Origin of the sequence: Pseudomonas sp. Z1-12, assembly GCF_051132015.1 — a bacterium.
In the GTDB taxonomy this organism is placed as follows: domain Bacteria; phylum Pseudomonadota; class Gammaproteobacteria; order Pseudomonadales; family Pseudomonadaceae; genus Aquipseudomonas; species Aquipseudomonas zanjanensis.
Genome location: NZ_CP071647.1, coordinates 837,965 through 853,107, shown reverse-complemented (window position 1 = coordinate 853,107; position 15,143 = coordinate 837,965). Strand labels below are relative to the sequence as shown.

General features: G+C 60.3%; 5 protein-coding genes and 1 pseudogene. 2 read left to right on the top strand and 4 right to left on the bottom strand.

Annotated features, from left to right (window positions below):
• Position 1: 1 nt before the first annotated feature.
• Complete coding sequence (locus tag J3P85_RS03585) at positions 2-7,420, bottom strand: DUF637 domain-containing protein (RefSeq protein WP_434704939.1); 7,419 nt, start codon at positions 7,418-7,420, stop codon at positions 2-4.
• 24 nt (positions 7,421-7,444) lie between these two features.
• The gene (locus J3P85_RS03580; protein WP_434704938.1) at positions 7,445-9,151 is read right to left on the bottom strand and encodes a ShlB/FhaC/HecB family hemolysin secretion/activation protein; all 1,707 of its coding nucleotides are present in this window, start codon (positions 9,149-9,151) and stop codon (positions 7,445-7,447) included.
• A 711-nt stretch (positions 9,152-9,862) separates the two neighbouring features.
• Between J3P85_RS03580 and katG the strand changes: the two genes are divergently transcribed.
• Entirely contained in the window at positions 9,863-12,127 is a 2,265-nt protein-coding gene (gene katG / locus J3P85_RS03575) for a catalase/peroxidase HPI (protein ID WP_434704937.1), read from the top strand.
• 97 nt (positions 12,128-12,224) lie between these two features.
• Here katG and J3P85_RS03570 read toward each other — a convergent pair whose 3' ends face one another.
• Positions 12,225-13,085 (bottom strand): phosphatase PAP2 family protein, encoded by an 861-nt coding sequence (locus J3P85_RS03570; protein ID WP_434704936.1) that lies wholly within the window; start codon positions 13,083-13,085, stop codon positions 12,225-12,227.
• Positions 13,086-13,109: 24 nt separating this feature from the next.
• Positions 13,110-13,802, bottom strand: a complete 693-nt coding sequence (locus tag J3P85_RS03565) for a histidine phosphatase family protein (protein ID WP_434704935.1) — start codon at positions 13,800-13,802, stop codon at positions 13,110-13,112.
• A gap of 299 nt (positions 13,803-14,101) precedes the next feature.
• Here J3P85_RS03565 and J3P85_RS03560 point away from each other — a divergent pair.
• Positions 14,102-15,115 (top strand): annotated as a pseudogene (locus tag J3P85_RS03560) (methyl-accepting chemotaxis protein); the annotation flags it as partial.
• Positions 15,116-15,143 lie beyond the last annotated feature (28 nt).

The following is a 15,143-nucleotide window of genomic DNA, read 5'->3' as shown; positions in this document are numbered from 1 at the left end:
TTTAATCCACCACATCTATTCGAATCTTCGTTCCGTTTGGCAGCTCTCTGCATTGAGCACCAATACAAGCGCCAGCCCCACGATTATCGCTAGGGTTGATATGTTTCACTGAAGAGCCTTGACCACCTTCTTGAAACATTGCAGGCGGATATTCATCACGATCAAGGCCTGGTTTGGTTTCAACACCCCGCAAAGAGTCACGTCTACGTGATGCTGCATTCGCGCGATCTATGGTCAGAGTACCAGGCTTACCCGCCTCAATAGCATCCTCGATGTGTTGCGCTGACTCAGGAAAGCGGCTTTTACTGACTGTCACAGTCTTTTCAGCATCGCTCCCAGCGGCACCGACACCTTTTGTTCCATCCTTTCCTACAACCCCAACCTTAACCCCGGTTGTACCACCCTTACCCCCAGCCGTCGACGAGAACAGCCCCCGGTCCTGACTCAATCCATCCGCCGCAAGCTCCGTCAGAAAGGCAGCCCCATCGCCTTTATCGGTACGCGTCTTCTCGATGATGCCGGTATTGATGGCCCGCTCGTTACTTCGAGTAATTTCCCAAAGCGCTGCCGAACGATCGAGCCCGGCGCTCCTGCCGTCATGCAGCATCTTCTCATTGGCTGGAATCTCATCCACCAACTGTTTCGTCACTTGCAAACAGCTCGCCGGGTTATTCCGGCAGTACTGTCCGAACTCTTTGTTCCGAGTCGTATCGAGGTTGTTGTAATAGTCCCTGACGGATTGGCAATCCGCCGGGGAGGCGCACGTATTGAGCTTCTGTTCTCTTTCGACCAGTTCGGCATGGAACAGATAGTTGAATTCCGTCGCTTTCTTGGCGATCGTCGAACCTGTATTCAGGTCGCCATCGACCGCAGCCGCTGCCAGAAGCCCCGTCAGTTGCGACAGCATTAGCTGCAGATCTTTGTTTTCACTCGCCACCTTGGCCATGCCGGGAATCAGCGCTTCATTCAAACCGGCGGCAACCGCACCGGTCTTGAAGTCGCTGCCCGTCAGCTCAGCCAGCAGGCCACCCATGATCGCGTGGGCAACAATTTTCTGGGGGCCGCCATCGGGGAACTTGATGGTATCGCCCACCCAGTTGAAGCCGGTCGCCATCGCCACATTGCCGGCCTCTCCCAGCAGGGCAGCATTGAAATTGCTGCCAAAGCTGCCACCATCGATCGCGGTGGAGATACTGCTGGAGATCACTGCTTGCCCGGTTGTGCGGATTGCAGTGTCAGTCGCGGTGTTCCAACGGAAGATATCCTTGGAGGAATTACTCGCGCTCGATGCCGAACCTGCCGAACCCGCCGACGGCTCGACGCCTTGAGTGGTCGTGCTGGAGCTGTCGGTACTACTAAACCATTCTTGGTCCGCGTATGCGGATGCATAGGCGGTAAAGCCGGCAATCGCCGCACTTTTCAGGCTATCGGCGCTGACTGTTTCCTTCAGCGCAAGTCCCAGGTTGCCTTTGTTCTCAATGGTGCTTGTAACCGCCGTGGTGCTCAGGCTGGTGGCGACCGCGAGATTGGTGCCCGACAGTCCGAAACCTGCCGGCCCCATGATGAACGACATCAAAATCGCGATGGCGATCTTGGCCCCGGCTCCCAGACCGGAGTTGTCATACTTGAAGCTGTCGTGGATTTCCTTCACCTGGCGCCAGTCAATGTCGCCACGCGCCTGGGCCTCTTTCATCCAGGCCAGTTCCGGTTCAGCCTTCACCATTGCATCGATGGTTTGGCTGACGCTCTGCTGATCCACTTGTTTGACATCGATGCGTAGCCCATCGACGGCCTTGATCACCAACTTACCTTGGGCAACCAGAGCACTCTGGCGCAAGGTTTCGTCGGTTCGCCCCTCGCCTTTCATCTTGTACCAGGCCAGGTCGCTTTTGCTCTTGGTATGGCTCTCGTCGTGGAAGTCCTTGACCCCTTCGAAGGTGATGCGCCCGCCGCTGTCGATGATCAGGTCGTTGCCGCTTTGCAGCTTCGCCACTTGATAGGTCTGATCGCCACCGCTGACCAACATCAGGTCGCCCCCGGTGCTGATCTCGCTTCCGACATGGGTGAGTTGCGTCACCTCATCGCGTCGTGCGGCTTTGCTGCCCCAGCTTCCCTTTTTCTTCATGTCATACAGCGAGTAATCACGGTTCTGCTCAGCCAGCAGACTCAGCTGCTTACCCGCCACCAGATACGCCTCGTTACCCGCCGCAATCTTGCTCGCGACCATCAACAGATCATTGCGCGCAGCAACCCTTACATCCCCTCCGGCATCGAGGGTGGTCGCCTGCTGCGAGACATGGTCTTCTTCCTTGTTGATCTTCTTGCCGCTGCGCTTGTAGCGGTACTCGCTGGAATTCTCGTTCGCCGCCGAGATCAGGGCGACCTCGTTGCCGCTCAGGTTGATATCGCCTTTGGCTTGGAGATGGCTGGCGACGACGGTCAGGTTGTTGCCGGCGGTGACGTTCAGGTCGCCGCCCGCCTTGACTTCACTGGCGTGCTGAACGGTCTGGCTCTGCTCCCAGAAGTGGCGTTTGTCCTGACGCATCGAGCCGCTTTCTTCGCGAGCCGCGGAGATGACGACGTCTTTGCCCGCACTCAAGTCCGCGTTGTTGCCCGCGGTGATCGCGCCGCCCACGTTGAGCAGATCGCCCGCTGCACGCAGGGTGAGGTTGTTGCCGGCCTCGATGCGCGCGGCGTTGTCGACAACGGAGGTTTTCGAACTGAAGCCCTTGCCGCTGTTCTCAAGGGTGGTGATGGTCCGGTCGTTGCGGATGTCGCCGGTCAAGGTCGAGAGCTCGACGTCCTTGCCTTTGAGGATGCCGCCTTGCATGTTGACCAGGTCTTTGCCCGCGACCAACTTGAGCCGCTCGCCAGCCTCGGCCAGGCGCGTGTTGATCAGATTGTTCCCGGCTGCCGCCGAGAGGTTCTCGCTGGCACGCAACGTCCCGGCGTTCTTCAGGTCGGTGCCCGCAATCAGGGTGAGGTTCTTGCCCTGGATCAACGCGCCATCGGCCATCAGCCGGTTGTTGGCCTGTGCCAGGTAGAGCACCGGCACCAGGACATGTTGACCATTGACGACCTGGTCTTCCATCCAGACGATGTCGTGGGTCAGCGCGGCGACTTGTTGCGACGTCAGGGTCACGCCAAGGGCCAGGTTCAGTTGTTCCTTGCTGGCGATGGCGTTGTTCATCAGGTACTTGAACATGCCTTCGTCGCTGGTCTGTCCGGCAATGAAACGCTGCCCAGTGCGGGCCAGCACCGCCTGTTGGATAAGGCGTTGTTCATACAAACCATCGCCCAGGCGCTTCCAGCTGGTATCGGGGTCATAACCCAGGTTACCCAGCAAGTAGTCCGAGCTCATGAACTTCCTGAGGTCGGTCAGCGCGGGGTTGGTTTCAATCAGGTATTTGGGGCCGGAGATGACCCGGCTGGCGTCCGAGCCCTGGACGGTGGCCCGGCTCTGGTCGTGGCTGTCTTGCGCGGCGGCCGCGCTGTCGACGACACGGAACAAACCATTCTCGCCAGTCGGCAAGGTGAACCCGGGCATGGTGGTCGGGTTGACTTGTTGTTGGGCCAGATCAGGCGGCAACTGCGGGTTGAGTACCACGACCGCTGGCTGTGCGGCGCTGGCCACATCGGTGGCCGCTGACTTGGTTGCGCCCGCCAGCGGTGCCTGGAACTGCACGATGCTACTGTTCTCCAGGCGCTGCGTAGCCTGGATGCTGATGTTGCCGCCCGATTGAACAACCGACGGCGCCAGCGACTCTCCTGGCGTTACGATCGTGATGTCGCCCACCTGGCGGAAACGGTTCAACGCATCGACCGGCAGTTGTTTCGGGTTGGCCTGGGCGTTGTAGGGAACGATGACCCTGCTGCGGAAACGCTCGTCGGTGCCATCGGTGACCCGGCCGGTGTTCCAGGTCCGCGTCCTGACGCTGGTGCCGGAAGCAGCGCCAACGTTGGCGAAGTTGTCGGCGGTAATCAGCAGGTCGGAAGCCGAGGCCATCACGCTGTATTGGTTGGTCACCGCAGAGCCATCAACAGTCAGCTTCGCCCCACTCATCAACGTGGCACTGGCCGATTCTTCAAGCACTGCGCTTTGGTAGGTTTCACTGGCCACATAGTCGACGTTGTGGTGGTCACCACCGCAGTCATAGCATTTGACACTGATGGAGCCCGACACCAGCTCATCGGTGGTGGAGAAGACGTCCTTGCGATTGATCAGGGTGTCGCTGCGCAGCGACATGTCCTTTGCCGATTCAAGGGTGCCGGAGATGTTCTCCAGCAGCACGCTGCGAGCGACGCCATCTCGGGCCGCGACATTCAGTGCCCCCAGGCTGTAGACGTCCGCACGATAGTTGGTGAAGCGATTGAAGCGCAGGGCCATGTCCGCGCCGCTGAAGATCAGGCCGCGCTCGTTACGGGCCTCGTTGGCAAGCAGCTCGACGGTATCGGCGCCACCCAGCGTGCCCGTATTGACCAGGCTCGTGGCGGCCAGGGAGAACTTGCCACCGCCAGTGATCCCGCCGGCATTATTCAGCGCACCGAGACTGGCGATGGTGGTCATGCCACCGCCGGCCAGGCGCGAACCGCTGGAGAGATCGAGGCTGGCGGCGCTCAGATCGAATTGATCGACACTGCTGAGGCGGCTGTTTTCGGTGCCGACATAAGCGCCGGTCAGCTTCAGATCAAAATCAACGTCGCTGCTGATGATGCCCGCGTTGTTCCAGGTGCCACCCGTAGCCAGCAGGCTTTGCACCGCGACCAACTTGCCGCTACTGGTCTGATTGAGCTGGCCCACCTTCAGGTTCAGGACGTTGGCTTGGATATCCGAGCTGTTGTCCCACCGCGCCGCGTCGACCGTCAGGGTGCCTGAGGTCATCAGGCTGCCTCCGATGTTGCTGAACCTGGCGAGGTCCACAGCTAAAGTGCCGGTGCCCACATGACGAACATTGCCGCCAGCATTGTTGAAGCCTGCCATCTGCAAGGACAGATCCTGGGTGGCCGCTTCAATGACGCCGCCCTGGTTGTCCAGCAGTTGATCAACCGTTAGCGTCGCCGTCCCCAGCTTGCCCACCGAGCGCAACTTGCCGCCCTGGTTATCAACTGACGCAGCACGGATCAGCAGGCCATTGGAGCCTTCCACCAGACCGCGCTGGTTGTTCAGTGCCCCGGTCAAACCAAAATCAATGGTGTTTGCCGCTGTGCGTCCGTCGATGTTGTCCAGATTCTGAGCACGTACAGTCAAAACCTGTTTGGCGAGCATTGCACCGTTGCGGTTTTCAAGCGTGGCGGTGGTGATATCAACGTCATCGGACAAAGCCGAAACCTGCCCGCCATTGTTGAGCACCGCTTGTTTCGCATCGAGATCGACGGACTGCGCCTGGATCAAGCCAGCTGCGTCGGCCGAGGCAAGCGACTCGCCGTTATCCAACACTTTGTCCAACGTGGTTTTCAGCCAACCGCCGACACTGGCAAGAACACCGCCACGGTTATCGAGACTGCTCGCCTCGATATCCACGTTCCCGGCCTGGGTGATGGCGCTGCCATCCTGGTTGAGGAAATCTCCGGTGATATCGACCTTCAGGTCACCTTGGCTAAGCAGACTGCCTTTGGTGTTATCGAGACCGCCGCCGCTGATCGTCAGTCCCTGCTCAGTACTGATGATCGCCTCGCTGTTATTGAGCAGTTGCTGGTAAGCGGTCAGGCTCATCGTCTTGACCGAGGCGATATAACCATCGTCGCTGTTGTTGATGTGGTCTGCGGTCAGGGTCAGTTTCCCCTGGCTGATCAACTTGCCGTCCTGCTGGTTGAAGCTTTTCAGCGTGGCAACGAGATCACCCTGGCTGGTGATTTGGCCGCCGCTGTTTTCAATGGCGCCGCCCTTGAGAGTCAGCGCGGCGTCGGTCGCAATTTTGCCGCCGCTGTTATCCAAGGTTTTCGCTTCGAGCTTCAGGAGGTCGTTACTGCTGATAACGCCCGCGCTGTTCTTTAGCTTCCCGGCGACCAGGGTCTGCTCGCCGTCGCTGGCGATAATGCCTTTATCACGGTTATCCAACGTTCCAGTGGCCAGCGCCTGAATTTTGCCTTGGCTGACCAGCGTGCCGGCGCGGTTATCGCTGTCCTTACTATCAAGCGTCAGGGTCTTGTCTGCGGAAAAGGTGCCGCCGCGATTGTCGAGGGTCTGCGTGGTCTTGGCTTTCAAGTCGCGACTGGCGATGACACTCTGCCCGCGGTTGTCGATATTCGCCGCGGTCAGCACGACATCGCCAACCTGGTTGCGGGTGTTATCGACGTTGACGCCCGCTTCAATGATGCCGAGGTTGTTGAGCTGGCCGTCGGTAGTCAGCGTGACCTTCTCGCGCGCCGCGATGGCGTGTTGGTTGCTGAGAGCGCCCTTGGTCGTCGCCTGGACATGGCTGCCGGCATAGATCGTCCCTTGGGCGTCCAGGCTTTGAGCCTTGATATCAACGGCACCCGCCGCCGTGGTTTGCGCCAAACTCAAATGCCCATTGGCATCGAGCTGAATATCCCCGCCACTGGCAACCATCTTGCCATCCAGCTTCACCCCGACACCCGCTTCGGTGCCCACCAACTTGATCGCCCCGGCATACATGCCGCCCAGCGCCGAAGAGTCGATCGCCAGTTCGGGCTTGGCGCTGCCGTCATCGGCCCGAGCGGTGGCATTCAGGGTGTTGGCATTAACATCATTGCGCCCAGCCACGATGGTCAGGTTCTTCGCCTGGATCTCGGCGTTGATCCTGGCGCTGCGAGTAATGATTTCGAAGCGGTCAACGTTGTTCGCGTTCAGGCCCGCGCCTTCAATGGCGACGCTGCCCTGGTCCACCTGATAGCGACCCACCTGGCCGTTTTCGATGATCGGCTTGCCCGTGGTCAGGGTCGCCTTGGGCGTATTGATAAACCCGCAACCGTTACAGGTAATGCCATAGGGATTGGCGACGATGACATGGGCCGACTGCCCCGCCACTTCGGTGTAGCCGCGCAATTGGCTCGGGTTGCCGCCGTTGACTTCGTTGAGGATGACTTTCGCGGCCGTACCCTTGAGGTTCGGGTTGCCAAGGATAACCCCGCCCAATTGCGTGGACTGGGCGGGGTTGGTGACGTTGTTGAGAATCACGCCGTTGCTGCCGACGTTGTAGTCCTTGAACTGGTTATGAGACAGGCCGTTGCCATTGGGCTTGGCGATGTTGACCACCGGCACGCCATTGCCGGCCTGGCCGAGGCTGGTGCCCGGCGCGCTGACCACGATGCCGCCCGCCTGGGCCCACATCGGCTGCCAGAACATGACGTTGGCCAATAGGAACGCCAGGCCACGCTTGGGCATGCCCCAGAAGGCGTCGCGGGTTTTCAGGGCAGCAGAAGGCTGGCGGGCCAGGAAGGCGTATTGGCGGTCGTCCATGATCAGGTCTCGTTGCAGCAAAAATTAAATGGATACATCCAAGCGGAAATAGATCGGCGCTTCGCGCTCGGTCAGGGCATCCGGACGTTCCAGGGAATGAGCGAAGGTGACGCTGGCGTTCAGGTGTTCACCACGGGCGAACAACCCCAGCGAATTGCTCGACATGCGCCCGTGCTCGTCGCCGTTGTAGCGAGTACCGCGAATCACGCCCTGGTCATAACCGAGGCTGGTGCCGTATTCAGCGAACACCGGGCGCAGCCACTCCAGTGTCACCGGACGACTCCAGCGCAAGTCGTTGCGCCAGTAGCCGCCGCTGTCGCCGGACAATGTCTGGTCCTTGTAGCCACGAATCGACGACAGGCCACCCAGGCTCATGCGCTGCGGGCTGAACAGCACGTCTTCGCTGCGCTGGCCGGTCATCAGGCTGCTGAAGCTGAAGGACTCGCCGCCCAGCATGAAGGGCTGCAAATAGCTGAGGGTCGCGGTGTATTTGCGATAGCGCGCATCCGGCACGCCAGGATCCGGCTCATGATCGCCCTGGGCATCGAGGGCACCGATACCCTGTTGCAAGCCCAGGTCGAGGTTGACGAAGGCATTGCCAATCCGCCGTCCATGGTTGATGCCGAACTGCGCCTCGCTGATGCGATTGCTGCTCTCGGCGAGCTTGCTGTCTTCGATGAAGTTGTTGGTGCGCAGGTACGAAAGGCCCGTGTTGAGTGAGGTCTTGCTCACCGCGTCGCGATGGACCACCCGCTCCAGGCGCACCTGATGGTTCTGGCTGTCGCCGCTCTGCTTGAAATTGAAGCCGTTGGCCTGGCCCAGCGCCCGGTACTCGCTTTCGCTGTAGGTGTAGCTCAGGTTCCACCAGCCAAACGGCAGGTTGTAATAGAGCATGCCATTGCGTGAGGTTTTCTGATGGTCGCTGACGGCATCGTGGCCGCCGCGCAAGGCCAGTTGGTCAGCCAGGCCCAAGGGGCTGTCCCAGTCCAGGGAGGCGCCCCATTGCTGCTCGCCGGTGCTTTTCTGCCCATCGTTATGCCGTGACAGGCCGGCGCGCCAAGGTTTTTGCGGGGTGTTGTTGACCCGCACTTCGCTGCCGCCGATGTTCTGCCCCGGCGTCAGTTCCATTTGTGCACGGTTGGACGGCAAACGGTTCAGTTGATCGACCATCTGCTCCATTTCACGCAGGTTGAGCAGTTCACCGGTTTTGCCGGGAAATGCCATCGCCAACTCGAGCTCCGACAGCTTACTGTTCTCGGCACCTTTCAATCCTTCCAGGCGCCCCTCGACGACCAGCACTTGCAGGTGACCGCTGGACAGGTCCTGTTGCGGCAAGTAGGCGCGACTGGTGACCAGGCCTTTTTCCAGGTAATGATCGGTGATGACTTTGAGCAACTGGTTAAGCTGCGGCACGCCCAGGCACTGGTTGAGAAAGGGCTTGAGCAGGCGCTGGCGCTCGCTTTCGGACAGGGCGTCGGCGCCCTTGAGCTCTATGGTCTTGATCGGGAAACAACGGGTATCGACAGGTGCCGTGGGCTGGGCCGGCTTCGCCTCCTTGCCAGGCAGGTCCTTGAGTTCTTCAAGACGTCGGCGCTGCTCTTCGAGCAGCCGGTCCTGACGCTCACGGATCAGGTCCGTATCGCCGGGGGTTGGCGCGGCGACGGCAATGTTCATCGCTAGAAAACACAGCGACGCGACGACTAGCCTCGTCCCTAAGGCAAATACGGACATGTTCGATCCCTCGATACAGAAATGGCAGCAGGCACGCACAGCCATGCGCGCACACCAGACCCTGCATATCGCCTTCGGTTCAAGAGAGCGGAAACTTTCTACGCAAAAAAGAGACGCGTCTCACAGACAGCGTCGACAATCACAGGGGAAAAAGACTTCTGTAAGGCACGAGCAGGTTCGCAACACTGTTCATTTAAGGCAGTGAAAATCCGTGGCGAGGGAGCTTGCTCCCGCTCGGTTGCGCAGCGACCGCAACATTGTGGGGCCCCTTCGCGGCCCAGCGGGAGCAAGCTCCCTCGCCACGGGTTCATCACTTTCTTAAGTGAATGGCTTCGACCTTGGTACGCACAGTGATGCGTTTTATCGGTTGACCGTTCCCATCATCTGCCTCACCGCTTGGCCTCGTTAAAAGATTGACCCTATCGAGCGTTAACACTGCGCCTATTAGCTATCTGGCAAAGGGGAACTAGCCTGAATTCAGGCTGGTGCAATCCGGCCGTGAAACCTGACAAAGAGATACGAAACGCTCAGAAACGTATTGGGCTTGCCGTGGGCCATTGCACTGGCAACTAGCGCACGTAGCCGTGTCGCCACACACGATCAGTTGAGCGAACTGTGAGCCCTGCGCCCTGTGTCATTTATTTCGCCTGTCGCTATCCGAAGCCCGGCCGGGCTGGATAGCTGGATGAATACGACCAAAGGTAGCTTCCCATGGCAAACGAATCGAAATGCCCGTTCAATCACGCCGCTGGCGGTGGCACGACGAACCGCGACTGGTGGCCGAACCAACTGAATCTGAAGATCCTGCACCAGCATTCCTCGCTGTCCGACCCCATGGGCGAGGATTTCAACTATGCCCAAGCGTTCAAGCGCCTGGACTTCCAGGCCTTGAAACAAGACCTCAATGCACTGATGACCAACTCGCAAGACTGGTGGCCGGCGGACTTCGGCCACTATGGGCCGCTGTTTGTCCGCATGGCCTGGCACAGTGCAGGCACCTACCGCACCGGTGACGGACGCGGTGGGGCGGGTTCCGGCCAGCAGCGTTTTGCGCCGCTCAACAGCTGGCCCGACAACGTCAGCCTCGACAAGGCACGTCGGCTGCTGTGGCCGATCAAGCAGAAGTATGGTCGCAACATTTCCTGGGCCGACCTGATCGTCCTCACCGGTAACGTCGCGCTGGAGTCCATGGGCTTCAAGACCTTCGGTTTTTCCGGTGGCCGCGCCGATGTCTGGGAGCCGGATGAAGACGTCTACTGGGGTTCCGAAAACAAATGGCTGGGGGGCGATGTTCGCTACGGCAAGCCCGACAAAGTCGCCATGCAGGATCCCGGCGAAGGCCAATTGGTCGCCGAGCCTGGCAACGAAGAAAGCCGCACTGACGACGGACGCAATCTGGAGAACCCGCTGGCTGCCGTGCAGATGGGGCTGATCTACGTCAATCCGGAGGGCCCCGAGGGCCAGCCGGACCCGGTCGCCGCCGGGCTGGACATCCGCGAAACCTTCGGCCGCATGGCGATGAACGACGAAGAAACCGTGGCACTGATTGCCGGCGGCCACGCCTTCGGCAAGACCCACGGCGCGGGACCTGCGGATAATGTCGGTGCCGAGCCCGAAGCCGCCGGCCTGGAGCTGCAAGGCCTGGGCTGGAAAAGCACCTTCGGCACCGGCAAGGGCGCCGACACCATCACCAGCGGCCTGGAAGTCACCTGGACCACCACGCCCACCCGCTGGAGCAACAACTACCTGGAGAACCTGTTCGGCTTCGAGTGGGAACTAACCAAGAGCCCGGCCGGCGCGCACCAATGGACGCCGAAAAACGGTGCGGGCGCGGGCATCATTCCCGATGCCCACGACCCGGCCAAACGGCGCAACCCAACGATGCTGACCACCGACCTGGCACTGCGCTTCGACCCGATCTACGAAAAAATCTCCCGGCGTTTCCTGGAAAACCCGGAGCAACTGTCCGACGCCTTTGCCCGCGCCTGGTTCAAGCTGATCCACCGCGACATGGGCCCGCTCTCACGCTACCTCGGCCCGGAACTGCCCAACGAAGAACTGCTGTGGCAAGACCCTATTCCAGCGGTCAACCATCCGCTGGTCGACGACAGCGACGTCGCCGCCCTGAAAGGCAAGCTGTTGGCCTCGGGTCTCACGGTTTCACAGCTGGTGTCTACGGCATGGGCCGCGGCTTCCACCTTCCGCGGCTCCGACAAACGCGGCGGCGCCAATGGAGGCCGCCTACGCCTGGCCCCGCAGAAGGATTGGCCAGTCAACCAGCCAGAGCAACTGGCACAAGTGCTGGCGATCCTCGACAAGGTCCGGAGCGCGTTCAACGCCGCTCAATCCGACGGCAAGAAAATCTCCCTGGCGGACCTGATCGTGCTGGCAGGCAGCGCTGGTATTGAACAGGCGGCGAAAAATGCCGGGCTCAGCGTGACGGTTCCGTTCGCACCGGGGCGCATGGACGCAAGCCAGGAGCAGACGGACGTCGAGTCGTTCGGTTTTCTCGAGCCCATCGCCGATGGTTTTCGCAACTACCTCAAGGGGCGGTACCGCGTGTCTGCCGAGGCGCTGCTGATCGACAAGGCACAACTGCTGACCCTCAGCGCCCCGCAAATGACGGCGCTGATCGGCGGTCTGCGGGTACTCGATACTAACGTCGGCCATACGGTGCACGGCGTCTTTACCCAACGGCCAGGGACGTTGAGCAATGACTTTTTCGTCAACCTGCTGGACATGGGGGTGGAATGGAAACCACTCTCTGACACTCAGGAAATCTTTGAGGCCCGCGACCGCAAGACCGGCCAGGTCAAATGGACCGGCACCCGTGTCGACCTGGTCTTCGGCTCCAACGCCCAGCTACGGGCCTTGGCCGAAGTCTATGCCAGCGCGGATGCGCAAGAACAGTTCGTCAACGACTTCATCGCGGCGTGGGTCAAGGTGATGAACCTGGATCGGTTTGATCTCAGGTGAAAAGTGTCCGAGGACATGGGGTCGTGCAAGGCGCCGGCCCCATGAACTTTTCTTCACCCTACGCCCCCGCGTGATTCGGTAAAGTCCCCTCGCTCATTCAAGAAACTAAGGTTTTAGCCCGCGCTCCCAGCGGGCTTTTTTTTGCCTGGCGTTCAGGCTGATGAAGGGCGTTGCCCGACACCGGTTGTTCCAAGGCCGCTCGCCCATAAAACAGCAACGCCATCAGCCAACAGCTCAACCAGACAAAGATCCCCGCCCAGAAGGTGTGGGACATGTAGTGCCAGCCCTGTAGGACTCGCGTCGTGCCATAGACAAACCCCAAGGCCAGCGCCCCATACATTACGGCTTTGGAGTGCCGCCAGCGGTAGCGGCGGGCGATGAAATACAGCGCCAACATCGTGAAGCCGCCGGATGCATGACCGCCGGGCCAGCAGCGACCATCACCGGCGACCTTCAGCAGATCGAAATTCTGGAACCATTCCCTGTGCTCGATCTTGCCGGCGTATTGGGTGGTTTCCACCGGGCAATACACGCTGGTGTGGCCCTTGAGGTAATGGATAACGCCCGTGCTGAGGGAAAAGGCGAAGACCACATAGAGAAAGTCGCGACGGTGCCTGTGGGCAAAGCGTAGGGGTTTGGTCAACCTGGCCTTGTCCAGCACACGAAGCAATACGGGGTGTTTCTCCGGCTTGAACAGCGGCCAGATAAACGACAGCAGTGCACCGACAATCGCCGCCTCGCCCGTCCAGTTCGGAATGACCCTCGCCCATTTGTGGGTGATTTGCTCGAACAGGCGCTCGTGCTGTAACGCAAAGACCTGGTGCAACGGGTCGTAGAAAAGATCGCTGATGGCGATGTCGATACGGGTCAGGTCGAACAGCAGGAACACCACGGCGGCACAGGCCAGGGGAATTCCGAGGTTGAGCCCGTAGAAACGGGCGCGAGCAGACGTCAGCATGAGCGGTCCTGATCGAGGGGAAAATTATTGGAATGTCACCGAGCGCCAATCGGAGGCTTCGATAAAACCGAGCAATCGTGGCGCTTGTGGCCGGGCGCTGGAAACGAACAACGAAGCCCCATAGCCGAACGAGGAAGTCGGGCGCTGGAGCGCGGTTTCCATCGCCTGCATGCATTCGCTGTGGGTGACCAGGATCAGGTTGCGCCCGGCCACCTTGTGGGCCAAGGCATTGCGCAGCAGATCGTGTCGGCAGTTGAATAGCCAATCGTCACCGGCACTCACCTTGTTGAACATGTACCCCGCCGTCTGCGCCGTGCGCACCCGTGGGCTGTTGTAGAGGTCGACGTTGTCCAGGCCCAGTTGTTCGAACCGGGCACCGAGGCCCACCGCAACGGCACGGGCGCGGTCGGTGATGCCTTCGCGGTCATTCAGGCACGCAGCCTTGGAGTGGTCGCAGCGCTCGACATGGCGCACCAGCACAATCATCTCGCCCTTGGCCCAGCCCTCGGCCAAGGCCCGGGCGCCAGCGACGTTGCCATGGGCCAGGTCCGGCACCGCCGCCGGGCTGAGTAGCCAGAAGACCAGCGGGATGACCAGCAGCGCCGAAGCCAGCACGACCATCGTGTTTTGGTAACGGGCGAAGCGACTCGTATCGATCGAGCGCGCCAGGCCGAAAAAACTCAGTCTCAGTTCCACATCAAGCCGCCCCGACGGCATCCACCCAGTGATTCGATGGCGCGACAGTAGAGAGGCCGACGTAGGCAGGCAGTGAAAGCGATGTGAAAAAAAACTTGGCGTGGGAGCAAAGCTTGCTCGCGAAACAGACACCTCGATTCTGTGGCAGAGCGCATCGCCTTCATCGCGGGCAAGCCTTGCTCCCACAGATACTCGGAAAAAAACTTTCAGATCCAGGACCAGCGGCCGATACAGGCCTGCACACGTTTTTGCTGGCTCTTAACAACAACAATCTTCCAGCGTACCGACGATCAAGCAGCACAACGTTCCTGGAGGAATTGATGAACAGCTGGTTTGGCAACATTAGCGTCAACATGAAATTGGGCCTGGGCTTTGGCCTGGTGCTGGTACTGACCTGCCTGCTGGCCCTGACCAGCTGGACCAGCCTCGGCGGGCTGATCGATCGCAGTAACTGGATGAGCGATATCACCCAGCTCAACGCCGGCCTGACCAAGCTGCGCGTCGTTCGCCTGCAATACATGCTGGCCAACGGTGACGAGACCGTCGCACAAAATGTGCAGACCACCCTCGATGGTTTCGTGGCGCAACAGAACGCCTTGCTCAGCAGCTTCAAGAGCCCGGCAAACGTCAAGCTGCTCAAGGAGCAGAGCGCAGTCATCGGCGCCTATCAGGTGTCCCTGAATAAGATGCGCAGCGCCTACCGCACCGGCAACAGCGCCCGCGATGTCATGGGCACCAACGCCGAGGTCGCCCACAAGCTGATCGAGACCATCGACGCCGACGTGCGCCAGATGGCCCTCAGCGACGAACGTTTCGCCCAGTTCCAGGCCATCACCGAGGCCAAGCAGGCCTTCATGCTGGCCCGCTATGAAGTGCGCGGCTACACCGCCAACAGCAACGCCGACACTGAACGCAAGGCCATCGCCCAACTGGACGCCGCCATCGCTTCGCTCAAGCCACTGAATGAACTTTTCTCCAGCACCCGCCAGGATGAACTGCGCCAGCTGGAAAACGCCCTGACCCAGTACCGCAGCGCTGTGCAGGCTTTCAAGCTGGCCACCGCCGACGTGGTGCAGGCACGCAAGGAAATGACCGACCAGGGCGCGACCATCGTGGCCCTGAGCGAGCAGCTGTACCAGATCCAACTCGACCGCCGCGACGCAGAAAGCGCCGAGGCCCGCACCCTGCAATTGATCAGCACCCTCCTGGCGTTGCTGGTCGGTGTCATTGCCGCCGTGATCATCACGCGCCAGATCACCGGCCCACTGCGCGAAACCCTGGCCGTGGTTGAACGCATTGCCAGCGGCGACCTGTCGCAGAACGTTATCGTCACCCGCCGCGATGAATTGGGTGTGCTGCAAC

Excerpts from the sequence above, each read along its gene's own strand:
- J3P85_RS03585 (WP_434704939.1), bottom strand. The coding sequence starts at position 7,420 with ATGGACGACCGCCAATACGCCTTCCTGGCCCGCCAGCCTTCTGCTGCC.
- J3P85_RS03580 (WP_434704938.1), bottom strand. The coding sequence starts at position 9,151 with ATGTCCGTATTTGCCTTAGGGACGAGGCTAGTCGTCGCGTCGCTGTGT.
- katG (WP_434704937.1), top strand. The coding sequence starts at position 9,863 with ATGGCAAACGAATCGAAATGCCCGTTCAATCACGCCGCTGGCGGTGGC.
- J3P85_RS03570 (WP_434704936.1), bottom strand. The coding sequence starts at position 13,085 with ATGCTGACGTCTGCTCGCGCCCGTTTCTACGGGCTCAACCTCGGAATT.
- J3P85_RS03565 (WP_434704935.1), bottom strand. The coding sequence starts at position 13,802 with ATGCCGTCGGGGCGGCTTGATGTGGAACTGAGACTGAGTTTTTTCGGC.